General features: G+C 57.8%; 23 protein-coding genes. 10 read left to right on the top strand and 13 right to left on the bottom strand.

Features of this window, described 5'->3' with window-relative positions; genetic code table 11:
- Positions 1–141: 141 nt before the first annotated feature.
- Positions 142–1,464, bottom strand: a complete 1,323-nt coding sequence (locus HPC62_RS22755) for an ATP-dependent DNA helicase (protein WP_172358653.1) — start codon at positions 1,462–1,464, stop codon at positions 142–144.
- On the bottom strand, positions 1,461–3,614 hold the full coding sequence (locus HPC62_RS22760) for a CHASE2 domain-containing protein (RefSeq protein WP_172358654.1): 2,154 nt from the start codon (positions 3,612–3,614) through the stop codon (positions 1,461–1,463). Before HPC62_RS22760 ends, HPC62_RS22755 begins: the two co-directional genes overlap by 4 nt.
- Positions 3,615–3,799: 185 nt before the next feature.
- Here HPC62_RS22760 and HPC62_RS22765 point away from each other — a divergent pair, with 185 nt between their 5' ends.
- Positions 3,800–4,687, top strand: coding sequence for a shikimate dehydrogenase (locus HPC62_RS22765; protein WP_172359133.1), 888 nt, complete (start codon positions 3,800–3,802; stop codon positions 4,685–4,687).
- A gap of 83 nt (positions 4,688–4,770) precedes the next feature.
- Here HPC62_RS22765 and accC read toward each other — a convergent pair whose 3' ends face one another.
- From accC to HPC62_RS22800, 7 genes are all read right to left on the bottom strand, one after another.
- Complete coding sequence (gene accC, locus HPC62_RS22770; protein WP_172358655.1) at positions 4,771–6,117, bottom strand: acetyl-CoA carboxylase biotin carboxylase subunit; 1,347 nt, start codon at positions 6,115–6,117, stop codon at positions 4,771–4,773.
- An 84-nt stretch (positions 6,118–6,201) separates the two neighbouring features.
- Entirely contained in the window at positions 6,202–6,348 is a 147-nt protein-coding gene (locus HPC62_RS22775; protein WP_172358656.1) for a hypothetical protein, read from the bottom strand.
- Between the two features lie 163 nt (positions 6,349–6,511).
- Positions 6,512–7,228, bottom strand: a complete 717-nt coding sequence (locus HPC62_RS22780; RefSeq protein ID WP_172358657.1) for a biliverdin-producing heme oxygenase — start codon at positions 7,226–7,228, stop codon at positions 6,512–6,514.
- 366 nt (positions 7,229–7,594) lie between these two features.
- The gene (locus HPC62_RS22785; protein WP_172358658.1) at positions 7,595–8,029 is read right to left on the bottom strand and encodes a hypothetical protein; all 435 of its coding nucleotides are present in this window, start codon (positions 8,027–8,029) and stop codon (positions 7,595–7,597) included.
- A gap of 107 nt (positions 8,030–8,136) precedes the next feature.
- Complete coding sequence (gene bchM / locus HPC62_RS22790; RefSeq protein ID WP_172358659.1) at positions 8,137–8,820, bottom strand: magnesium protoporphyrin IX methyltransferase; 684 nt, start codon at positions 8,818–8,820, stop codon at positions 8,137–8,139.
- 49 nt (positions 8,821–8,869) lie between these two features.
- Positions 8,870–9,394, bottom strand: a complete 525-nt coding sequence (locus HPC62_RS22795) for a phycobiliprotein lyase (RefSeq protein ID WP_172358660.1) — start codon at positions 9,392–9,394, stop codon at positions 8,870–8,872.
- Positions 9,395–9,604: 210 nt separating this feature from the next.
- Complete coding sequence (locus tag HPC62_RS22800) at positions 9,605–11,809, bottom strand: S8 family serine peptidase (protein WP_228721676.1); 2,205 nt, start codon at positions 11,807–11,809, stop codon at positions 9,605–9,607.
- Positions 11,810–12,131: 322 nt separating this feature from the next.
- On the opposite strand from HPC62_RS22800, the gene HPC62_RS22805 reads away from it, so the two are divergent.
- The 6 genes from HPC62_RS22805 (at position 12,132) to HPC62_RS22830 (ending at position 16,807) form a co-directional block, all read left to right on the top strand.
- The gene (locus HPC62_RS22805) at positions 12,132–12,749 is read left to right on the top strand and encodes a hypothetical protein (protein WP_172358661.1); all 618 of its coding nucleotides are present in this window, start codon (positions 12,132–12,134) and stop codon (positions 12,747–12,749) included.
- 146 nt (positions 12,750–12,895) lie between these two features.
- Complete coding sequence (locus HPC62_RS22810) at positions 12,896–13,153, top strand: BolA family protein (protein WP_172358662.1); 258 nt, start codon at positions 12,896–12,898, stop codon at positions 13,151–13,153.
- Positions 13,154–13,320: 167 nt separating this feature from the next.
- The gene (gene grxD, locus HPC62_RS22815) at positions 13,321–13,644 is read left to right on the top strand and encodes a Grx4 family monothiol glutaredoxin (RefSeq protein ID WP_172358663.1); all 324 of its coding nucleotides are present in this window, start codon (positions 13,321–13,323) and stop codon (positions 13,642–13,644) included.
- 75 nt (positions 13,645–13,719) lie between these two features.
- Complete coding sequence (locus HPC62_RS22820; RefSeq protein ID WP_205370880.1) at positions 13,720–14,472, top strand: hypothetical protein; 753 nt, start codon at positions 13,720–13,722, stop codon at positions 14,470–14,472.
- 421 nt (positions 14,473–14,893) lie between these two features.
- Positions 14,894–15,931, top strand: a complete 1,038-nt coding sequence (locus HPC62_RS22825; protein WP_172358664.1) for a DUF5357 family protein — start codon at positions 14,894–14,896, stop codon at positions 15,929–15,931.
- Between the two features lie 96 nt (positions 15,932–16,027).
- Positions 16,028–16,807 (top strand): ABC transporter permease, encoded by a 780-nt coding sequence (locus HPC62_RS22830; protein WP_172358665.1) that lies wholly within the window; start codon positions 16,028–16,030, stop codon positions 16,805–16,807.
- Positions 16,808–16,826: 19 nt separating this feature from the next.
- Here the strand turns inward: HPC62_RS22830 and purQ are convergent, their stop codons facing one another.
- Both purQ and purS read right to left on the bottom strand, forming a co-directional pair.
- The gene (purQ, locus tag HPC62_RS22835; protein WP_172358666.1) at positions 16,827–17,525 is read right to left on the bottom strand and encodes a phosphoribosylformylglycinamidine synthase subunit PurQ; all 699 of its coding nucleotides are present in this window, start codon (positions 17,523–17,525) and stop codon (positions 16,827–16,829) included.
- A 6-nt stretch (positions 17,526–17,531) separates the two neighbouring features.
- Positions 17,532–17,792 (bottom strand): phosphoribosylformylglycinamidine synthase subunit PurS, encoded by a 261-nt coding sequence (gene purS, locus HPC62_RS22840; protein ID WP_172358667.1) that lies wholly within the window; start codon positions 17,790–17,792, stop codon positions 17,532–17,534.
- A gap of 286 nt (positions 17,793–18,078) precedes the next feature.
- Between purS and HPC62_RS22845 the strand changes: the two genes are divergently transcribed.
- Positions 18,079–18,501, top strand: coding sequence for a Fur family transcriptional regulator (locus tag HPC62_RS22845; protein ID WP_172358668.1), 423 nt, complete (start codon positions 18,079–18,081; stop codon positions 18,499–18,501).
- A gap of 30 nt (positions 18,502–18,531) precedes the next feature.
- Here the strand turns inward: HPC62_RS22845 and HPC62_RS22850 are convergent, their stop codons facing one another.
- On the bottom strand, positions 18,532–19,449 hold the full coding sequence (locus HPC62_RS22850; RefSeq protein WP_172358669.1) for a branched-chain amino acid transaminase: 918 nt from the start codon (positions 19,447–19,449) through the stop codon (positions 18,532–18,534).
- Positions 19,450–19,623: 174 nt separating this feature from the next.
- Positions 19,624–20,328: a Crp/Fnr family transcriptional regulator gene (locus HPC62_RS22855; RefSeq protein WP_172358670.1), complete on the bottom strand. Its 705-nt coding sequence runs from the start codon at positions 20,326–20,328 to the stop codon at positions 19,624–19,626.
- A gap of 384 nt (positions 20,329–20,712) precedes the next feature.
- On the opposite strand from HPC62_RS22855, the gene HPC62_RS22860 reads away from it, so the two are divergent.
- Both HPC62_RS22860 and HPC62_RS22865 read left to right on the top strand, forming a co-directional pair.
- Positions 20,713–21,396, top strand: coding sequence for a DUF2189 domain-containing protein (locus HPC62_RS22860; protein WP_205370879.1), 684 nt, complete (start codon positions 20,713–20,715; stop codon positions 21,394–21,396).
- A gap of 166 nt (positions 21,397–21,562) precedes the next feature.
- Positions 21,563–21,745: a hypothetical protein gene (locus HPC62_RS22865; protein ID WP_172358671.1), complete on the top strand. Its 183-nt coding sequence runs from the start codon at positions 21,563–21,565 to the stop codon at positions 21,743–21,745.
- The last annotated feature ends 94 nt before the right edge of the window (positions 21,746–21,839 follow it).

Here is a 21,839-nt window from a genome sequence, read left to right on the forward strand (position 1 = left end):
TCCGGGGGGAGAGGTCAGACGTTGAGCGTCGAGACCCAGAGCGTCGGGACTAAGCTGTGTGTACTGCCATATGTACTGCCATATGTACTGCTATGTGTACTACTATTCTAGGCGGCTGTACAGTCGGCGGAGCGATCGCAGTTATTGAAATAGGAAGAGGCGCTGAGCGGCGCGGGTGACGGCGACGTAGAGGAGCTGGTTGCACTCTCGGATGTTGCGGTTGATTAGGGCGTTGGGCACATCTACAAACACGTTTTGGAAGGTTGACCCCTGGGACTTGTGAATGGTCAGGCAGTAGGCGTAGTGGACATCGGCAAAGGCGCTTTTGAGCTGCCAGAACTCGCTCCAGCGCTTGTCTTTGGCGTAGGCATCCAGCAGGTGGGCGTATTGTCCCTGGCTGAGTTCATGGAGGACGCTGAGGCTGCGGTTTTTGCCGTCGTCGGTGAGGACGTGGAGCCGCCAGATATGCCAGTCGCCCTCGGTGGTGGTTTCGACGGACAGGACTTCGCACTCGCTGGAGGTTTGCAGAATCACGGCATCGCCGACGATGTAGGGCGTGTTGGCAACGAGGCGATCGCCCTCCACAAAGCGCGGCGTTTTGTCGCCGTGGATGGCGCGGCGGATCTTGTGGTTTAGCTCCCGGACGCGCTGGTTGGTGTAGGCGAGGGCGCGGACGTAATCGGGGTCTGCTTGATAGGACTCGCTCTGGAAGGCGCGGATCAGCAGGCGTTCCCAGTCCATGCGGCGGGTGACGATTACGCCTTCGGTGCGATCGCCATTGGCATCCGTCTCAAAGTTGGGCAGGTCGGGGCGGGTGAGGTTGTTGCGGATGGATTCGGCCAGGAGGGCGATCGCCCCCCCATAGCGCACCACTTCGGTCAGGTCGGAACGGTGGTGAATCTGGCTGAACACCAGCGATTCTGGCTCGCCGATGGGCGGCAGTTGGGCAATGTCGCCGACGAATAGAATCTGCGTCTGGCTGAGGAGGCTATTGACGGCGTTGGTGAGCAGTCCCCACATTTCCGCGTTGATCATCGAGGCTTCATCTACCACGACGAGATGATAGCGGTCGAAGTGGTTTTCGCTGTCGCGGTCGGGCTTAAAGACCTGCGTGCCTGAAACCGAATCAATTTCCGGCCGCAGCCCCAGCAGTTTGCAGCAGGTCATGCAGTCGATCTCTAGCCGCCACTCGTCGGCCATGCGCTCTAGCACCTTGGTCGCTTTGTTGCTAAAAGCAGTGAGGACGATGCGGCGGCAATCGCCCTTGTCGCGCAGGCGGCAGATCAGGGCTTGCAGCAGCGTGGTTTTGCCTGTGCCCGCGTAGCCCGTCAGCAGATAGAGTTTTTCGCTGCTGCGGGTAAACTTCTCCAGTTCGCGCAATGCTTTGCGCTGCTGACGGTTGAGCCGGATTCCAGGCAGCGGGTTGGCGATGTCCTTGTCCTTGGAAGAAGGAGCAGGGGTCATGGCGAATGCCCCCGACGGCCGAGATCGGTGATCAGCGTTTTGTCCCATACTATTTGGGTGAGGTCGGTGTCCAGCTTCGACTCCCGATAAATGCGGTGGGCCGCAGTTCCTACCGTGGCCAGCGTGAGGGCGATCGCCGGCGTGGCCACCGGAATCCACACCTGCTGCCCAAATAGCCAAATGCTGCTGCCGATGAGAATGCCGATTGCCGCCACGCTGCCCGCGCCCAGCCTGGCCGGATGTCGCAAAAACCAGCCCAGCCCGCTGCCCACTGCGACCCAGCCGACGATCCACAGCCCCTCTGCCCAATCGGGCCAATAGCCCATCAGCCGCCGCCCGTCTTGCACCAGGCTCAACAACTGGCTGGTGATTTGGGCATGAATGACCACGCCGGGCATCTGGTGTTCGGTCTGCTGGCCGGCGCTGAAGGGCGTGTAGTACAGGTCTTTGCCGCTGGGGGCAGTGGTGCCAATTAGCACAATGCGATCGCGCACCTGATCCGCCGCCACGCGCCCGTTCAGCACATCGGCAAACGCCACCACGGGCGCAGGCGCGTCGGGCGATCGATAGCGCAGCAAAAGCTGATAGCCGCCTGCATCGAGCCGCTGATAGCCGCCCGCAGTCGATTCGAGCGGGGGCAGCGGAATGTCGCCTAGTTCAGTGATGCCAGGATTGGTGGAACTGGTGCGGAGTCCTACGTTTTCACTCGCCAGATACTTTTGCGCCAGCCGCACGGCAAAGGAATGAAACTCACCGCCAAAAATCAGCCCCCGCCGCACGACCCGATCGGCATCCACCAGCAAATCGCTAAAGCCCACCTGCACAGGCGGAACCCCAGGCGGCGGCGGAATTTGGGGCGTGGTGACGCTGCCCAACTGCATGAAGGTGATGACCTTGGGCGATCGCAGTTCTTCCAGCAGCGCCGCCCGGCCCGGTTCCTGAGGCAAATCGCGCCACAGCCCCAGCCCGATGACCCGTGGCTCTGCCTGTTGCAGGATTCGCAGCACCTTGGCCACATCGGCATCTGAGGGGGTCGCCCGACCCAGCGCTTGCAAATCTGCCTCAGAAATGCCCACAATCAGCAGGCGATCGTCTGGCGGCAGGGCGGGTTGCAGCCGGGTCATCTGATCGTAGGCGAGACGCTCCAGGGGTTCCGTCCAGCCGAGGTGTTTTAGCCCCAGGGACAGGGCGGCGGCGGTGGCCGTGGCGATCGCCAGTCCCCGCCAGCCCATCCGCAGGCGATCGCGCCAGGAGAGTGGCGGCAAGGGCTGTGCGCGATGGGCCACCGCAGGCGGCAGCAGCGACGTGGGCGTGTCTGGGAGATCGGTGGGCAGGTCTGCCAGTTGCGCTAGGGCGTGCTGCACCTCTGCCACCGACTGATAGCGCTGGCTAAAGTCATAGCGCACCAGATAGTCGAGAATCAGCATCAGACCGGGGCTAAGCTCCGCCTGATGCTGCCAGAGGACATCCAGGGTTTCTGGGTCTTCTGGCAGTTGCGACGGCGGGCAGCCCGTCACCGCCTGCACCACCGTCATGCCCAGCGCGTAGAGGTCGCTGCAATAGCGGGGCCGCCCCATCAGTTGTTCGCTGGGTGTATAGCCCTGGGTGCCAATGCCCACGGTCACTTCCGTCTGTCCAGAAATGCCCGTCAGCCGCGTCTGAATTTCTTTCACTGCGCCAAAGTCAATCAGCACCAGCTTGCCGTCGGATTTTCGGCGGATCAGGTTGGCGGGTTTGATGTCGCGGTGGATGACCTGATTTTGGTGGACGAAGCTCAGCACGTTGAGAACGTCGTGCAAGAGGGCGATCGCCTCAGGTTCCGAAAACTGCCGTCCGCCCGCAAACTCTTCGCTCAGCGCGTGCCCTTCGATAAATTCCTGAACCAGATAAAACTCTTCGCCCTCCTGAAACGAGTCGTAGAGTTCGGGAATCTGGTCGTGCTGTCCCAGGCGACGCAGCGTTTCTACCTCGGTGTCGAACAGACGACGCGCCACCACCAGCAGGTGCAAATCTTGGCTGACGGGCTTGAACTGCTTGACCACGCATCGACGCGGCTGCTGCTCATCTTCGGCCAGGTAGGTTTGTCCAAAGCCACCTGCCCCCAAAATAGTAATAATGCGATAACGCCCGCCAAGCACAGTCCCCAGCATGGACAATTCGTTGCTCAGTGCTCAATAGATGTAATGATTCTGACACACATCCCTGATACAAAGGTTCGATTCCTGACCCCGACCCGCTCCCTCAACCCACTCCCTCAACCTGCTCCCTCAATTTGCACTAATGCATCATTAATGCATCCCATTTGCATCCCATTTGCACCGCTGAAGCACCTATGATGACCGGGATTACTGGCACTACGAAACTTTTGGGCGTGATTGGGCATCCCGTTTCCCACTCGCTCTCGCCTGTGATGCACAACGCCGCGATCGCCCATCTCGGTGTGGATTATGTATACCTGCCGCTGCCCGTTGCGCCGGAAGACCTGCCCCAGGCGATCGCCGGGTTTGCCGCCATCGGTCTGCGCGGCTTCAACGTCACGATTCCCCACAAGCAGGCTGTGATACCGTTTCTGAATCATATTTCAGAGATTGCCCAATCGGTGGGCGCGGTCAACACAATCTGGCGAACAGAAACGGGCTGGGCCGGCACCAATACTGATGTGGAGGGATTTCTGTCGCCGCTGTTGACCCTGCCCCCAGAGCGATCGCCCGACTGGAGCCAGAGTACGGCAGTGATTTTGGGAAACGGCGGCGCGGCGCGGGCCGTCGTCGCTGGCTGTTCCCAACTGGGACTGGCGCAAATCCACGTCGTCGGGCGCGACCTAAACAAGCTCAAAGCCTTTCAGCAAAGCTGGCGAAACTCGCCGATTGCCACGCTCTCGGTGCATCCGTGGGAGGATTTGCCGAATCTCCTCCCTGGGGCAACTCTGCTGGTCAACACCACGCCCATCGGGATGCAACCCCATACTCAGGCTTCGCCGCTGGGTGCAGAGCCAGGGCTGACGATGAAACCAGGGGCGATCGCCTACGACCTGATCTATACCCCCAACCCCACCCGCTTTTTGCAGCAGGCCACTGCCCTCGGCGCAATGCCCATCAGCGGTCTGGAAATGCTGGTGCAGCAGGGAGCCGCTGCCCTGCGTTTGTGGCTGGGGCAGGAGGTTCCGGTCGAGGTCATGCGGCAGGCGTTGATTGAGCGGTTGAGGGGAGGAGGTGGTGTATGAGGTTGGGTGTGAAGTTGGGGATGAGGTTTGGTATGAGGTTGGGGATGAGGCTTCCATCCCCCAGGCTTTTGATCAACCCGCGCCTACCGTTGCATGATCTGCTCCACAAAATTGGTGTAAACACGCCCGTCTGCAAAATCCTGCGTTTCCAGAATCCGCTGGTGGAAGCCGATGGTGGTGGGCAGCCCCGTGATGGCGAACTCGCGCAGGGCCCGCTTCATGCGGCGAATAGCCGTGGGGCGATCGCTCCCCCAAACGATCAGCTTGCCGATCAGCGAGTCGTAGTAGGGCGGAATTTCATAGTCCGTGTAGACGTGGGAATCAATGCGAACGCCGTTGCCGCCGGGGGGCAGATAGCCGCTGATGCGTCCGGGGGCAGGGCGAAAGTTCTGATCTGGGTCTTCGGCATTGATCCGGCATTCGATGGCGTGGCCGCGCAACTGCACCTGCTCTTGAGTGAGTCGGAGGCGATCGCCCTGGGCCACGCGAATCTGCTCCGCGATCAAGTCCATGCCAGTAATCATCTCCGTAACGGGATGCTCGACCTGGATGCGCGTGTTCATTTCCATGAAATAGAACTGACCGGAGGCATCCAGCAGAAACTCGATCGTGCCCGTGCCGAGGTAGTTGATCGCCTGGGCCACGCGCACCGCCGCTGACCCCATTTTTTCCCGCAGTTCCGGCGTGAGGGCGGGGCTGGGCGCTTCTTCGAGCAGCTTTTGGTGGCGGCGCTGAATCGAGCAGTCGCGTTCGCCCAAGTGAATCACGTTGCCATAGCCGTCGGCGAGAATCTGAAACTCGATGTGGCGGGGCCGCTCGATAAATTTCTCTAGATACACACCGGGATTGCCAAAGGCTGCTTCGGCCTCGCCCTGGGCCGCCAGAAAAGACTTGACCAAATCCGCTTCGCTGCGAACCAGCCGCATTCCCCGGCCGCCGCCACCCGCTGTGGCTTTGATGATGACGGGATAGCCAATTTTGCGGGCGATCGCCAGTGCTTCTTTCTCATCGGTCAACAGCCCATCGCTCCCCGGCACAGTGGGCACGCCGATTCGCTGCATCGTTTCCTTGGCCGTAGACTTGTCGCCCATCGCCCGCATCGCAGACGGAGAGGGCCCGATAAAGGCAATTTGGTGATCGGCGCAGATCTCCGCGAAGCGGGCATTTTCTGCCAAAAAACCGTAGCCGGGATGAATCGCGCTGACGTTGCGGGTGAGCGCTGCCGCGATGATATTGGGAATGTTCAAATAGCTCTTGCTGCTGGGCGGCTCGCCAATACACACCGCCTCATCCGCAAGCTGCACATGCAGCGCATTGCGGTCAATAGTAGAATGCACTGCCACAGTGGCAATGCCCATCTCTTCGCAAGTCCGCAAAATGCGGAGGGCAATCTCACCACGGTTGGCAATCAGAATCTTTTCAAAACGCATCTCGTAAGGCCCGGCGCAAGGAATCAACGGCCAGGGATTGACTAGCCAGTGTTTTGAATTTTACGCCGAATCGGGGCCCAGGGTTTAGGGATGCGGTTCAGGGTCGGTTACAGGAATTAGGGTGAGGTCGGGCGATCGCCCTACATCGGCAAAAAACAGCGTAACTCCTGGCTGCACAAGTCCTAGCTGTACAAGTCCTGGCTGTACAAGTCCTGGCTGTGCAAAAACCATGTTGTAAAAAACAATCGGGTCAATCCTTTTGTCCAAAACGCTCGGCTTCAACGCGAACGCTCCAACCCAAAAGACTCACCCGATTTGTCGGAATGCCGCATGAGAACCCCAAATGAGTCCCCAAGTTGCAATCCCTAAATTTGAATCTCTGATCCTCTGATCCCTACTCTGCCGTTGCCAGTTCGGTGCTGCCGCGACGGGTGCGGCGAGTGAGCAGATTAAAGAGCTGAATGCCGATCGCCTTGATCAGGTTGCCTTCTAGCTCTTTGAACATGGACATATTCATGCCAAAGGCAGCGTTGGCTTCGTCCACGATGCGGTCGGCGGTGGCTTCATCCACGGGCAGGCTGTCGAGGCGATCGCGGTACATCACCTTAAACGCCTTCTCGTCGGGAATCTGCTCAAACTCGTAGAAGTTAGTGCCCTGACCCTCCGACAGATTCATCGCGTTCTGAGCAATTTTCTTGAGAATTTGCCCCCCAGAGAGGTCGCCCAGATAGCGGGTGTAGAGATGGGAGATCAGCAGTTCGGGAGACTCGTTCGACACCTCCCGAATGCGAGCCACATAGTCTTGCGCGGCGGTCGAGGGCGCAACCTGATCCCTCCAATTGGAACCGAAGTAATAGGTCAGGTCCTTTTCTAGGCTGGCTTTGCGGTTTAGCTCTGGAAAATAGAGATGAGAGAGCAGCGGATGCTCACGGTGGCGCTGCATTTCTTCTTCCATCGCAGAATAGACAAAATAGAGATTCGCCACCAGCTTGCGATAGGAGGTGGGTTCTACCGTGCCCTTCAGAAAACAGGCGACAAAGCCCGTATTCTCCGCCATAGAGTGAGACTTTTTGGTTCCCTCGCGGAGTTTGGATGCTAAATTGCTGCTCATGCTAAATGTCCTGCTAAATATCCCAACTAAATGCGTCTACTAGCGAAAATCCACTAGCGGTTTAGGTGCCTTTTCCAGCGCATTTTGACAGCTTTCTTAACCAGCTTAATCGACACAACTCGACGCTCCGGGGCAGGAAACCCAGACTTTTGCTCTGGTTTCCCGATCCTTACGCCCGACTTGCGCCCAACATAAACCCAACACGCCAGCGCTGAAGGACTGCATCGGGTAATGGCGTGTTTCCTCTCGAATCGGCACTAAACCGTTGCAAAGAGCACCTAAATTGTTACAGTAGTCTGATTTGATGAGAGTTTTTGTTAAAAATTCTTACGCTCTGTCGGCTGAACCTATAGTCAAGACAGGTAGTCAAGACAGGTCTTGGGGCGGCTCGAACTGACGCAGCGGAAAGCGATAAAACACCCCGCCTTGCTCATCTACTTCAAAGTTGGCCTCAAACTCCTTTGCCCGCTCGTCCAGGTATTGCTTGGCCATGTTGCCCGATATGTTGGCGGCCATGGCAAACTGCATCACACTGAAGCAGCCGTTATAGGCCCGCGCCGTTTCAAAGAAAAGACTGCGGAGGCGATCGCTCTCCTCCTCTCGCCAATCTCGGTGCAACCCCCACAGCAGCCAGCCACCCCCAAGCATCATCGGCACCCCCAGCATCAGCCCACCCAGCACCATGTCTCGTCGTTCTTCAGGGGGTTCGCTTTCATCAAATGGCGCAAGCGCCGCCACCATCAGAAACAGCAGACTCAGGCTGAGCAGCACACCAGAGGCTATTTGACGAAGAAGTTTCATAGGCCGGGTGAATATCGCAAACGATATAGATGAGCAATGCACCCGTAGAATGCCCTGAATCAGCCGCTTAGGAAACCCCGTGGCAAGGCAAAAGCGATGGCCAGCGCTTAGCGAACGGCCTCCAGCAGCCGCGAAAAATAGAACTGCGTTTTGGCCATGGCGTTGCGCTTCACGATCCAACCCTGGCTTTCCAGCACGGCAACCACATCCGCCTCGCGGTGCAGGTAGGCGCGGGTGGCCTTACTGGGGCCGGGGAAAAAGTCGCCAATTTTCTTGAGCAGACTGTAGGCCAGCGTCTTGGGCGCAAAGCTGAGCATCAGCCGCGACTCTGCTAGGGAACCCAGGTGGGCAATCATGCGCGCTGCGTCTTCCTGAGGATAGTGGATCAGCACGTCCAGGCAAACCACCGTATGATACTTGCCGCTGAGCGACTCCAGATCTTGCACGGCAAAGGTGGGATTGCCCGACAGCCCCAGCGCCTCGGCTCGCTGCTTTGCTTCGCCCACCATCTTTTCAGAAATGTCGCTAGAGAAGACCGTTGCGCCCATCTGCGCCAGAGGAATGCTGAGGCTGCCCACGCCGCAGCCAGCATCGCAGATCGTCAGGGCGCTGGCGTTGTCGTCTTCTCTGATCCAGCCCAGTACGGTATCTACGGTTTGCTGGTGGCCTTTGCGGATATCAAGCTGGACTTTGTTGACCTCACCGTCGCCGTAGATGCGTCGCCAGCGGTCAAATCCGGTCGCGTTGAAATAGTCCCGGACGATGGTTTTGTCGTCGAGTGCGTTGGTCATTCGGGGTTAGGGGTCAGGTTTAGAGATTAAAGACGGGAATTCAGGCAGGCTATTTTGCGCCGCCCATGCGAATTTCGGAGCAGAAGGTGGCCATGCTAAAGCCGCCGAAGCGCTTGAGGATGCTAGTTCGCAGGCGCAGGTTGGGGCTCGCAAACCAGAGGCGCTCTTCGGAATACATGGTTTCGTATTCGGTGATGAGCGTTAGGGAGTTGTCGTCGCCCATGACGTAGCGGCCGGCCACGGGGGCCTTTTCGGCGTATCCCTGTTCGCGCAGCATTTTGCCTTCGTTGGGCTGCTCGGCATCAGCGACAGGCACAATCACGGTGGAGCCTTCATGCTTTTCTTTGTCCCATTCCATCGTGCCGTCCCAGGTGACGCGGGCCCCACACAGCGCCAAGGCCGGGTCGATTTCGTATTGCTGGCACAGCGCAATGACAGCCGGGTCATCCTTGCTCAGCAAGTCGATGACGATGTCGGACTTGCCGCTCTCGGTTTGCTTGAACGCCAGGTGATGGCTAGTGCGCTGAGAGAACCATTTGCCGCTGCTCTGTTCAAAAAATTCGACGATATCCATTGTTGTTTTGTGAGGATGAAAATCTGAGTTCTAGTAAAAACGAAACCTGGGCGGGCAGCGGCTTCACAGAGCGCGATGTCCTGCAACATTCCTTATCTTATAGCGATCGCCCCCCGCAATTTGCACCGTCTCTGGAAATCGCCGAAAGCGACGGCTGTTTAGCAATGTGCCTAAATGTGCCTAAATGTGCCTAAATGTACCTAAATGTGCCTAAAAGCCCAAATTTAACTGCCAGCTCAGCAGCCGCCCAACGTGCTGCGGCGCACAGTCCACCAGCCGCAGTTGCCACACGCCCCGGGCCGAGCGGTTTAGCACTGTCCGCAGGAGTGGCGTGGTTTGCAGTGTGTAGGTGGTTTGCAGGCGGGTGCGGCGGCCGAGGGTGCGGCTTTGCAGCAGAATGGGGTCGCCCTGGGGCGGCAGCAGCATAATTTCTAGGTCGCCCAGATAGCTGTGTTCCACGTCTACCGTGATCCGCAGGTCGCGCAGGGGGCGATCCGCGCGCTCCCCACGGGAATCGCCCTGCACTTGCAAAATGCTGGTTGCGCCGCGGGGGGTGTCGTCGGGGATGGCGACGGGCGTGGTGTTGGAAAGTGACTGCCATTCGCTGGGGGCGATCGCCGCTGACAGCCTGCGCCGCGCCGCCTCCACTGCCCGCGCCGCATTTACCTTGCCATAGCCAAACCACTTGGAATGGCCGCTGGCATCATAGGTGCCAAAGCGCAATCCCAGTTGGGGGTCGGGATCGGGGTCCACGATTTTGTCGGCGGTTTCCTGCAAAATCTGCTTCACCTCTCGCGCCGTCAGGTCTGGATTGACCGACAGCACCAGCGCCGCCACCCCCGCCACCACCGGGCAGGCGCTCGACGTGCCGCCAAAGGTGTTGGTAAAGCTGCCCGGATCGTAGCCCGCTGCCCCCAGGCGATCGGTGGTGAACACGCCTACCCCCGGCAGGGCCGCCCGAATTTGTGGGCCCGTGTAGGTATAGCCCGTTTGGGGCAGCCACATCCCTGGGGGTGCGTTGTTGCTGGGGGCTGTCACGGAAATCGCGTCGCCCCAGTTGCTATAGGCGGCTTTTTTGTCGAGGCTGGTGCTAGCTGCCACGGCGATTACGTCGGGATGCACTGCAAATCCGTTGAGCCACTGGGTGTTGCCCCGCAGGACGTTGTTCACCCAGCCCTGCTCGTTGACGATGCCGCTGGTGGGGCGGTTGGCGTTGCCTGCTGCAAAGACGACGACGCAGCCCTTGCCGCCGCGCCCTTGGGTCGCCGCCCGGTTGATCGCCGCCCGCTGCCGCAGCGACAGGGGAAAGTAGGCCGCGCTGGCCCCCCAGCTACAGGAAACCACTGCGGCCCCTTTTTGCAGGGCCCAGTCAAACAGCGACTCGATCGCCTGGTCGTCTAGAAACCCTGTGGTGCGGAGGGGCATCAGGCTGCATCCAGGGGCAACGCCAACGATGCCAAACTGGTTTTCTTCGGCGATCGCCACGCCCGCGCAGGCCGTGCCGTGGTTTTCGTGGGATGCTTCTGGCAGCGGCAGATTGGTTTGCAGCTTAAAGTCTCGCGGCTGCACGATTTTTCCTGGCCCCTGAAAGTCGGGATGGTTCAGATCAAACCCGTCGTCGGTGACAGCCACGACGACGGCCCGACTGCCCCGCGTCACGTCCCAGGCAGGTTCGACGGAAATGTGGGCCGTCGGCGCAATCTGGGAGCTGCCCTGGGTTTGCAGATACCACTGGCGGGGATATTCTGGCTCCTGGGGGCGATAAAGCTGCTGGGCGCGGATGACGATGTTGGGTTCCGCCAGCAGCACATCCGGGCGGCGCATGAGTTGGTTGGCCAGCTTGATCGGGTTTGCCCTGGCTTGCGGGGTTACCTCAAACACGTAGGTCTGGGGAATGCCGACGACGGGCTGGGCGGGCTTGAGGCCCAATTCGAGGGCGATCGCCCCCATAGCTTCCGTCGTCACGCTATTAGCAAACTGCACCGTTAGCTCATCGGTCAGATAGACCCGCGTTTGGGGATTTTGCGCCAGTTGATAGACATGGCTGGCAAAGGCAACGTACCGATGCGCCCTGGCCCGGTCGATCCCGGCATCTGCCTGCCCCGCTGCCGTTTTCACCTCGATCAAGTCCACCCCGGGAACCGGACGCAGGGATTCTACGTCTAGTTGCTGAACCCAGTCCTCCAGGGTGATCTCGGCGGGTGCGTCTGCGGTCGGGCGAAACGTAAAGCGATCGCCCAGCTTTTGCAGGCGCAGTTCCTCGCCGCCCCGCTGCAAAATCATGCCCTCCTGCTCTGCCAACACGCCAGAGGCAGGCGGCATCGCGTCTACCGGATTGCCTTCTGCCTGAAAATCGGCCCCACCCCTCGGCGATAAACCGGAAGACGGGCGATCGGGTGGCACAAATCCAGTCATAGGGGTTTACCTAACTTCAACAACAACGGCAAACTTAAACGGAACTTAAACGGCAGATTTACGGCAGATTTAATTAAGGCAGCGCAAGATAACAGCGAACCTCCAGTACATAGCACAACTGGGTGACTTCGGTGCTTTTTGGTCACGAAGTTTAAGCAAAAATAAATAGACAAAGCATCCGAGTGGTAGTATTTACTCTGTGCATTCGCAGGTGCATTTGGTCAGGCTCACGTCTATTCTCTTCAAACTTCTCAAGTCTACGCAGAGGCCCATGGTATCTTTCAACGCCCTTTGTCCACGCTCTTTGACCTGGCTTTTGGCGATGCCCGCCGCAGTTGCGACTGCGCTCGTTCCAAGCGTCGGTGTCGCCCAAACGCCCAGCCCTGCTGACCCCGATGCGGGCTTGCAGCAGCTTGAGCCGGTTACCCCTGCAAACCCCAGCCTTCCGGCTCCCAATGTTACGCCTAGAAACCCCGATGACCTGCGCCCGCTGGCTCAGGATGGCAGCCTGTTGAGCGTGCGGGCGGGCCAACGGATGATGGAAGAAGCCCGCGCTGCGGTAGCCGTGCAAAACTATGATCTGGCCGTGCGGCGACTGCAAGAAGCCCGTCAGGTCTTTAACCAACTGTCTAACTTCTACCAAGAGCTACATAGCAGCTTTACAGCGATTGATAACCGCATCGCTGACAGCCAGCGCCGCAGCGCTCTGGAAACAGCTCAACTGCGGGATGAAGCCACCTATCAGCTTGCCCTGGTTCACCGCGCCCAAAACAAGCCTGACCTGGCCGTGCCGCTGCTGGTGCAAATCGTTCGTAGCCAAAATCCCACTCGCGATTTAGGGCAGCGGGCCTATCGCCAGCTTTATGAACTGGGCTTTGTTGATTCGCCCTTCCCGCGCAGCCAAGATCCGGCTTCGACCTCCACTGCGCCTCGTCAGTAGGAAGGTGGTTGGAAGGCAGGATCAGCAGTTTCTTGGAGCGGCTCTTGAGGCAGCGTTTGAGACTGCCTATGGGGTCGCTTGGCTTTAGGACGCACAATGCTTTAAGGCAGCACAATGCTTTAGACAGCACAGTAAGGAGCGCGGAGATGATTAGTCCCAGCCAAGTAGAGGCAATGATTAAGGAAGCGATGCCCGACGCGCAGGTGCAGATTCAAGACTTGACGGGCGGTGGCGACCACTATCAAGCGATTGTGGTGTCTTCAGCATTTGAGGGTAAGAGCCTGATTCAGCAGCACCAGTTGGTGTATCGTGCGGTTGGCCCGGCGATGGCATCGGAAGCCATTCACGCTCTCTCGCTGAAGACCTATACGCCCGAATCCTGGGCCGCAGGGCAGGCTTCATAACCCAGCCGAAATGAGCGCGGGGAGGTTCGCAGAGTTGAGCCTCCCCGCTACACTGTTAGCAGGATGGTTAGCTAGCAGGGTGGTTAGCAGGATGCGGAACTTGAGAAAGCCACGCATTTGAACTCTGTATCCTTCCCAACTCTTCAAAACTTTTTCTACACAAGACCATGACTCCAGAACTCAAAGCAAAAATTGACGACCTGATTGCCCAAAACAAGATTCTGGTTTTCATGAAGGGCAATAAGCTGATGCCCCAGTGCGGCTTTTCTAACAACGTTGTGCAAATTTTGAATTCCCTCGGTGTGCCCTACGAAACGGTAGATGTGCTGGAAGACTATGAGATTCGGCAGGGCATCAAGGAATATTCGAGCTGGCCGACGATTCCCCAGGTATATATCAATGGGGAATTTATTGGCGGCTCGGACGTGATGATCGAGCTATACCAGCAGGGCGAACTTCAGCAAAAAGTCGAGGTGGCGCTCGCGTCTTAGGATGGATGCTGCATTGAGCGATCGCCCCTAAGCTTGAGAGTATAGCTCTCAAGAGAAAAATCTCCAGGGAAAAGTATGACCGAGCCAGGGAACTCCCGGTTTTGTGTTCAAGATGTGGTTCACAATGTGAGCGAGGCGATCGCCAGCGCAGTCTCTTCAGCCAGTACCGTCGCTGCTACCGTTGCTGATACCGCAGTCAGCACGGCGGAAGCGGCCGTGAGAACGGTTGTGCCTGATGCCCACAACTGGGTTGAACGGGGTACGGAAACGGTTGGCCGCATTGCCACGCCGATTGCGGAAAATCCGCTGATTAAGGGCGCGACCCAAGTGCCGGGGCTAAAGTGGCTGCTGGCATCCTTGGGGCAGGTTAGCCTGACGGAAGTGCGGACGGATGTTGCCGCCCTCCAGCAGCAGTATCCTGCCGAAACGCCCCGACAGTTGGCGCGACGCATCATCTCCGATACGGCCATGAAAGCAGCGGGCATTGGTTTGGCGACCAACATCGCACCCCCAATTGCGTTGGGTCTTTTAGGCATTGAGATTGCGGCGATCAGCGCCCTCCAGGCAGGTATGATTTACCGAATCGCCGCTGTCTATGGCTTTGAGCTAGAAGATCCGGCGCGGCGGGGCGAGGTGATGACACTGTGGGGCGTGTCGAGCAGCAGTTCTGGCGTGGTGAAGGCGGGAGTCAGCCTGGTGGAAGCCATTCCCTTTGCCGGGCCAGCCGTCAGCATTGGGAGCAATGCCTCACTCCTCTACGGATTGGGATACGCCGCAGTTCGCTTCTACGAGAACAAGCTGGCAAAGGGCGATCGCCCCAACTCTTAACACTCTCTAATTCGCTCTAAGTAGATAGACCAGATTAAAAAACAGATCCTGAACCCTGCGCCGCCCGCTGCGCGGGCGGCGCAGGGTCTTTGGGTTTTATATTTTGGGTTTTATATTTATTGATGTCCACCTACTTAGTTTTTGATCTAGCCCCTGCTCGCCGCTATCAGAGCTAATTTGTAAAGGAGCCTGAAAGCCTTGTTAATCAAGGATTTCCGAGAAACCGCTTTTCCTGGGCAAACATGACCTCAAAGCCACACATGCCAAGAGTTTCAGGCTTCTTAAGATTTGCTTCATAAATTAGCTCTCAGGGCGATCGCTCGACGATGGCCAAACAACTGCAAAAGTGTCTGCTGTGGATGGAAACTCAGTAGCATAGAAGGGCTTGGCACATTGTTTCTCACCCTTTGTTTCTCACCGTTTGTCTCTCACCGTGCCAGAGCTACCGATTTTACCCATTGGCAACGGCCGTTTCTCTGTGAAAGAACTGCTCGACGAACTCTGGAATCAGTTGCGACCGCCCCGGACGTTTTCCTGGCAAACGCTGGTGCTACTGAGCCTGTTTTCCTGGGCGCTGTCTATTCTGGTTGAAACGCTGATTCTCAAGGATTTGCTGTCGCGGTTTGGCTGGCTGTTTCTGACGGTCGGGGTTGGCTGGGCGCTGTCGGGCAACAAGCTGAATATCCTGGGACTGGAAATCCAAACTGGCCCGTGGATCACGGGGGCGCTGGCTTGTGTGGTGCTGTTTGCGGGATGGGTGGGCGATTTGGGGCGCGTGGCGTGGGTCAGTTGGCCAATCTTTTCGGCAATTTCAGCGGCAGTGCCCCACTTTTTTCCCCGGTTTACCTTCAGCATCCCCGACCCCAAGGTGCGGCAAGACCTGATCTTGCGGGCAGTGCTGGCGGGCACCATGAGCTGCTGGATTCAGTTTCATTTTGTGGTGCAGGATTGGCTGCGCGACTATCCGACCCTGTTGTCGGACGATTTTCGGCGGAGTGCCTTTGTGGTGCGGTTGGACGAGGAGCAGCACGACCCCAGCCGCAGCGTACCCCGTGCGGAACTACTGATGAATCTGGTGGAGGGCTATATCAGGGGATCGCTGGAAGGAATTCCCTGGAGCGACACCGAGCGCTGGCTAATTGCGCTGGATCAGCAAATTCCAGAACTGCAAAGGCAGGTCTTTGCATGGGCAAACCCATCCGCAACCAGGGGATTGCCGGAGGATGCGCTCTGGCGATTTAGCGCGGTGGTGCCTCCGGGCGAGCCGGAATATACCCTGCGGCTGCGGATGCTCTGGACGGGCCCGACCAGCACCAATTTTCCCTATGTCTATGAAAAGGCTTGCCTGATTTCTCAGGTTACGCCGCCGCTAGGTGCAGGCGAAGTGGTAGCGGGTGCGCCGCTGACGCGGGTGGAATGCAATCCCTTTCGGCGCATTTCGCTGGCGCAACCGCCGTAAAATCGGAATGCGGCGCGAACTGCCGGTGGGGTTGATGGGTGATACGCTTGCAGACGACAGGCGAGTGGGCTTGGGACGTAAGGGAGTAAGGAGACGGTGAATCTCGGTCGCGTGTGGGTGATTGCCGTGAATGTGTTTCGTGAGGTGATTCGCGATCGCATTCTGTATTTGCTGGGCGTGTTTGCGATCGCGCTGGTGTCGATCGCCGCGCTGCTGCCCGAAGTGGCGGCGGGCACGGAGCTAAAGATTTTGCTAGACGTGGGGCTGGCGGCTATCGGTCTGACAGGGCTGGTGATTGCCATTTTCGTCGGCACGGGCCTGGTGAACAAAGAAATCGAGAAGCGCACGGTTTATGTGCTGATTGCCAAACCCGTTAGCAAGGCAGAATTCATTCTGGGCAAGCATTTGGGTCTATCAGCCGTGCTGGCTGTGCTGGTGACCGCCATGACGCTGATTTTCGTGGCAGTGGTGAGCTTTTATCGAGCGCCCTTTCCGCTGGCGAGCATCTTGATTGCGGCGCTGTTCCAGTTTTTGGAACTCTCGCTGATGGTGGCGGTGGCGATTTTGTTTGGCGTGTTCACCAGTTCCCTGCTGGCGATCGCCCTTACGGTGGGCATTTACCTCATGGGTCACTTTAGCCGTGATCTGGTCAGCCTGGGCAATCTCAGCCAGAATCCGGTGATGGAGCGGATAACGCAGGGACTCTACCTGCTGCTACCTGACCTGGCTCGGCTCAATTTGAAAAACCAGGCAGTGTATGGCTTGGCGGCTCTGCCTCCTGCATCAGAACTGTGGGCCAACGCAGCCTACGGGGTGCTGTATACGGCGCTGCTGCTGGCGATCGCCACGGTCATCTTTTCTCGCCGCCAGTTTTAACCGCGTCCCGCGATCTCTCCTACACCCCTACACTCAGCGCCGCCAGCACCCCTTCAAAGAGCTTCAGCCCGTCGGTGTTGCCCAGGGCGGGGTCGGCGGCTCGTTCTGGGTGGGGCATCATGCCCAGCACATTGCCCCGGCGGTTGCAGATGCCTGCAATGTGGCCCAGAGATCCGTTGGGGTTGCTGGCTTCCGTTAGGGAACCGTCTGCCGCGCAATAGCGGAACAGAATTTGCTGATGGTCTTCCAGAGCCGCCAGCGTGTCTGCATCGGCATAGTAGCAGCCTTCGCCGTGAGCAATCGGCAGCGTAATCACCTGCTGGGGGGCATAGCGCTGGGTCCAGGGCAAATCGACCCGCTCGACGCGCAGCGAAACGCGATCGCAAATAAAGTGCAAATCCCGATTTCGCACCAGCGCCCCCGGCAGCAGCCCTGCCTCTGTCAACACCTGAAAGCCATTGCAAATGCCCAGCACCAAACCGCCCCGCTCGGCGTGCTGCACCACGGCCTGCATGGCGGGCGAAAATCGAGCGATCGCCCCACAGCGCAAATAGTCGCCATAGCTGAACCCACCGGGCACAATCACCAGATCCAGCCCCGATAGGTCACTCTCCTCATGCCACACCATCCGCGTCGGCAGCCCCAGCAAATCGCGGGTCACCATTGCCGCGTCGCGATCGCAATTGGAGCCAGGGAAGACGATGACACCAGTTTTCATGGGGGTTTAGGGGTTAGGGGTTAGCTCAAACCGATAATTCTCAATCACCGGATTGGCCAAAAGCTGGTCGCACATCCGGTCAAGCTGGGTGCGGGCATCGCTTTCGTCGGCGGCGGTGAGGGTCAGCTCTACATACTTGCCAATGCGAACCGGACCCACATTGTCATACCCAAGGTGCTGGAGTCCCGACTGCACAGCGGTTCCAGCCGGATCGAGAACGGAGGGACGCAGGGTGACGTATACCTTAGCCTGGTAGGTCTGACTCATGGGAGGGGGCGGATGCAATGCGGCAGAGTGGCGGGGATTCAGCCCAGAAGCGTGCCAAACCCGCACCTCATTTTATAGCGCTTATCGCGCTTTGTAGCGCTGGTGCCGCCTAGAGCGCGATCGCCCCGCAGGTTTCTCCACAAGTGGACGGGCGATCGCGATTATGATGAGACAGAACGGGACGCACGATCCGACGGAATCGCAACTCGATCCTTCAACTCGATCCTTCAACTCGATCATTTACGCATTTACGCTGCCGCACTGCCCAATCCCCCCTGAAACCACCATGAGAACGCGCCGCACCCGCAACCAAGAGCGAATTCTCACCCTGCTCAAGACCTTGAATCGGGCCGTTTCAGCGCAGGAAATTTTTCTGGAACTGCGAAAGGAGGGGCATAATATCGGGCTGGCGACGGTCTATCGGTCGCTGGAAGCGCTGAAGCTAGAGGGCGTGGTGCAAAGCCGCCAAATCAGCACAGGTGAAGCGCTCTACAGTTCCACGCAAGAAGATCGCCACCACCTGACCTGCCTGCGCTGCGGTAGCTCTCTCCCCATCGACGAGTGCCCGGTGCATGAGCTAGAGGAGCAGCTCAATCAGTCCTACCGGTTCAAGATTTACTACCACATGCTGGAGTTTTATGGGCTGTGTACTCAGTGCCAGGAGGCGATCGCCAGCCCAACACAGCAGGATCAGGGGGCCGTGGGATGAGCGCACTCTCCGTACCCTCCGACCCACCCATCACGCATTCAGCGGAATTGCAAACACCCAGTCGCGGAACTCCGGATCGCGGTTTTCGGTGATGGCGGTCAGCTTGTCCCGCAGTTGGTCGGTCACGGGGCGCTGAGGAGAATACTCGTAGTTTTCGACGCGACGAACGGGCGTGACGCGGGCCGCCGTGCCGCTGAGAAACACTTCATCAGCGATGAACAGTTCCGACTTGTCCACCGGACGCTCGATCACCTCAATCCCCAGCGACCGGGCAACGGTGATGACGCTGTCGCGGGTAATGCCTTCCAGAATGTCTTGGTCAAACCCCGGCGTGATCAGCTTGCCATTCCGCACGATGAAAATATTCATGCCCGATGCTTCGCTGACTTTGCCCTGAGAATTGAGCAAAATCGCCTCGTCGAAGCCCGACTCCACGGCCTCTGTCTTGGCTAGCGATGAGGTGATATAGGCTCCGCTAATCTTGCCACGCAGGGGCAGGCTGCGGTCTTCTTGGCGGTGCCAGGAGCTAATACGGCAGCTCACGCCTTCGGGCGAAAGGTAGTCGCCCAGTTCCAGCCCGTAGACAAAGAAATCCTTTTCAACGCTGTGGAGCCGGGGCGAAATCCCCAGATCGGACGTGTAGACAAAAGGACGGATATAGAAAGAGGTCGTGGGGCTATTCTTTTTTACAAAGTCGATGATCACCTGCTGGATTTTGTCGGGGGGCAGGTCGTAGTGCATGAAGCGGGCGCTCTGGCTAAGGCGCTGGCTGTGGCGATCCAGCCGAAACAGCAGGATCTGCCCAGGATTCTGCGGATCGGGAAGCCCGCGCATTCCCCCAAAAGCGCCCGTTCCGTAGTGGAGTGCGTGGGTCGCAATCGAAACGTTGGCCTCGGCAAACGGAACGAACTGGTTTCGGAAATACGCGATCGGCAGAAAATTGTGCATGGTTAATGAAGATGGGGCGGCAATCTGAAGGATCCGCAGGATTTCATCGTAATGGATAGCCTACGCGCAAGGCGATTGTTCGATCAAGTCTTGTAACGATCAGCAAGGCTTGGAGCCACGGTTTGTAACAAACGCCGCAACAGAAACGCCGCAACAGAGGGTTCATGCGACGAGCTAGGTCATGAGCATTCGCTCTAGCGCATCGATGTCGGGAATTCGCAGCGTGTCGCGATCGCGGGCAATCAGTCCCTTACGCTCTAGCTTGCTCAGCACGCGCGTCACGGTTTCTCTTGCCAGTCCGCTGAGGCTGCTTAGCTCTCGGTGCGGCAAGTTGGGAATTTCGATGCCGCCCTCGGCCTTTTTGCCCTGACCATCTGCCAAAAACAGGATGATATCCGCGACCCGCGACTGGCTATCTGACTCGCGCAGCCGCAGTCGTCGGTTTACCTGCCGCAGCCGCCGGGCCATCAGTTGCGCCAGCCGAATGCCCGCTTCTGGCTCCGTCTTCAGCAGCTTCACAAAGTCTTGGGCGGGCATGTTGCCGATCACCGTGGGCACAAGCGTCAGCACGTCCGTCGAGCGGGGGACTTCATCCAGTGGAGCCATTTCGCCAAACAGCTCACCCTTGCCCAAAATATTCAGCGTCACCTCTTTGCCGTCGAGGTTGTAGGTGCGAATCTTGACCCAGCCTTCCAGAATGAAATAGACCGAACTGCCCCAGTCGTTTTCGAGGAGCAGAACCTGTCCGGGTGGATGGCTGCGCGTGACAACGTGAACCGTGGCGTTTTCCACGGCTTCTTCGGGTAATCCTTCAAAAAACGGGGCACTGCGAATCAGCGCGGCATCGCGAGATTCGCGGGGGCCAAGTCGATCGGGCATGGAGGCCTTGCTAAATGCTTGAAATCAAAAGCTTTGTCGCTTTTATGGGCACAGGTAACGATCTATTAAATCATAGTCTGCCAAAGGCGGATTGAGCGTCTGTTTTCAACCGTTGCCAGAACCTTGGGAGCGCGATGGACGCGGCTCTGAGGGTGGGGCAGGAAATATTTTCGCTTAAGCCGCAACACAAGCTACAGAAAAGCCTGCAACATTGAGAAACAAAGGCTGGTTGGTATCTGACCTTAGGCTATGATGGGCGCAGTTTATAGCAATGGTTTTGCGTCATCGTTTTCGGTAATTTTTTAGCAGCAATTTTTTATTGAGGGGCGATCGCCTATCCAGATTCACCTGATAGATTCACCTGAAACCAGTAGGAGAAAGTTCATGTTTACAAACGGCGCGCGCAGCGTTCCAGATGTTGTTCAAACGGGCTATTCGGTTGACATTGGCAAGTACCTGGGCGAAGGCTGGGAACTGTTTAAGAAAAACGCAGGCGGCTTTTTCGGGTTTACGCTGATTATGTTATTGGTTTCGATAATTCCGCAAGTCTTGCCGGAGCGTATCAAGCCTTTGGGCAGCATTGCCAGCAGCGTGTTGTCTGGGCCACTGGGTGCGGGTTTCTACATCGTGGCTTTCAAGCTGATGAAGCAGAGAGCCACCACCTTTAGCGATTTCTTCCGGGGGTTTAACCATTTTCTGCCACTATTTCTGGCTAGCCTGGTAACGGGTATTTTGACATTAATTGGCTTTGCCTTGTTCGTGCTTCCAGGCATCTACTTGGCGGTCGCCTGGATGTTTACGACCCCGTTCATTGTCGATCGTAAGTTTGATTTTTGGGATGCGATGGAGTCGAGTCGCAAAGTGATTTCCAGAAACTGGTTTTCCTGGTTCATTTTCCTGATTGTGCTGGCTTTGCTGAACTTTGTTGGATTTCTGCTATTTGGGGTGGGTGCTTTGGTGACGATTCCCCTGTCGGCCTGTGCGGTGGCGATCGCCTATCAGGAGGTCATGGGGCTTTCCAACTCGGGTATCGCTGACGAAGGAGCAGGCATCACCGATAGTTTCTAGGATTCGGCTTTCAGAATTCGGCTTTCAGGATTCGGCTTCTGGGATTCCGCTGGCGATTTCTGACATCCAGTTGGCGATCGCAGGTTTTAGGATAGAGAAAGCGGTTTCACGCCGCTGCTCTTTTGCCGCTGCTGTTCTTCCGTTACCTCTGTACTGAAACTCTGCCGTGAAGTCTTCTAAACTGGCGCTGATGGTGGCTCTAGTTCCCCTAGCGGCCGTCTATTTTGGCTCTCTTTCCACGCTAGACAGCGCTTTTGTTGCCAAGAGCCTGCTGGTTGTCCTGCCGGTTCAGGCGGGGGCTTGCGCGTATCTGGCCTATCGCTATTGGAGCGGACGGCTCCTGCGGTAGGTGCTGAGCAGCGAGGTTTGAAGAGGGAAGAGGGAAAAGGGAAGAACGAAGAGGGAAGAACGAAAAGAGAAAAGGGAAGAATTGTGAGCTTTTG

Source organism: Thermoleptolyngbya sichuanensis A183 (assembly GCF_013177315.1).
Taxonomy (GTDB): Bacteria; Cyanobacteriota; Cyanobacteriia; order Elainellales; family Elainellaceae; genus Thermoleptolyngbya; species Thermoleptolyngbya sichuanensis.

Excerpts from the sequence above, each read along its gene's own strand:
- purQ (WP_172358666.1), bottom strand. The coding sequence starts at position 17,525 with ATGAAAACTGGTGTCATCGTCTTCCCTGGCTCCAATTGCGATCGCGAC.
- HPC62_RS22775 (WP_172358656.1), bottom strand. The coding sequence starts at position 6,348 with ATGGTTTTTGCACAGCCAGGACTTGTACAGCCAGGACTTGTACAGCTA.
- purS (WP_172358667.1), bottom strand. The coding sequence starts at position 17,792 with ATGAGTCAGACCTACCAGGCTAAGGTATACGTCACCCTGCGTCCCTCC.
- HPC62_RS22810 (WP_172358662.1), top strand. The coding sequence starts at position 12,896 with ATGATTAGTCCCAGCCAAGTAGAGGCAATGATTAAGGAAGCGATGCCC.
- HPC62_RS22755 (WP_172358653.1), bottom strand. The coding sequence starts at position 1,464 with ATGACCCCTGCTCCTTCTTCCAAGGACAAGGACATCGCCAACCCGCTG.
- HPC62_RS22855 (WP_172358670.1), bottom strand. The coding sequence starts at position 20,328 with ATGCCCGATCGACTTGGCCCCCGCGAATCTCGCGATGCCGCGCTGATT.
- HPC62_RS22805 (WP_172358661.1), top strand. The coding sequence starts at position 12,132 with ATGCCCGCCGCAGTTGCGACTGCGCTCGTTCCAAGCGTCGGTGTCGCC.
- HPC62_RS22845 (WP_172358668.1), top strand. The coding sequence starts at position 18,079 with ATGAGAACGCGCCGCACCCGCAACCAAGAGCGAATTCTCACCCTGCTC.
- HPC62_RS22860 (WP_205370879.1), top strand. The coding sequence starts at position 20,713 with ATGTTTACAAACGGCGCGCGCAGCGTTCCAGATGTTGTTCAAACGGGC.
- HPC62_RS22785 (WP_172358658.1), bottom strand. The coding sequence starts at position 8,029 with ATGAAACTTCTTCGTCAAATAGCCTCTGGTGTGCTGCTCAGCCTGAGT.
- HPC62_RS22760 (WP_172358654.1), bottom strand. The coding sequence starts at position 3,614 with ATGCTGGGGACTGTGCTTGGCGGGCGTTATCGCATTATTACTATTTTG.
- bchM (WP_172358659.1), bottom strand. The coding sequence starts at position 8,820 with ATGACCAACGCACTCGACGACAAAACCATCGTCCGGGACTATTTCAAC.
- HPC62_RS22780 (WP_172358657.1), bottom strand. The coding sequence starts at position 7,228 with ATGAGCAGCAATTTAGCATCCAAACTCCGCGAGGGAACCAAAAAGTCT.
- HPC62_RS22795 (WP_172358660.1), bottom strand. The coding sequence starts at position 9,394 with ATGGATATCGTCGAATTTTTTGAACAGAGCAGCGGCAAATGGTTCTCT.
- accC (WP_172358655.1), bottom strand. The coding sequence starts at position 6,117 with ATGCGTTTTGAAAAGATTCTGATTGCCAACCGTGGTGAGATTGCCCTC.
- HPC62_RS22820 (WP_205370880.1), top strand. The coding sequence starts at position 13,720 with ATGACCGAGCCAGGGAACTCCCGGTTTTGTGTTCAAGATGTGGTTCAC.
- HPC62_RS22800 (WP_228721676.1), bottom strand. The coding sequence starts at position 11,809 with ATGACTGGATTTGTGCCACCCGATCGCCCGTCTTCCGGTTTATCGCCG.
- HPC62_RS22850 (WP_172358669.1), bottom strand. The coding sequence starts at position 19,449 with ATGCACAATTTTCTGCCGATCGCGTATTTCCGAAACCAGTTCGTTCCG.
- grxD (WP_172358663.1), top strand. The coding sequence starts at position 13,321 with ATGACTCCAGAACTCAAAGCAAAAATTGACGACCTGATTGCCCAAAAC.
- HPC62_RS22765 (WP_172359133.1), top strand. The coding sequence starts at position 3,800 with ATGACCGGGATTACTGGCACTACGAAACTTTTGGGCGTGATTGGGCAT.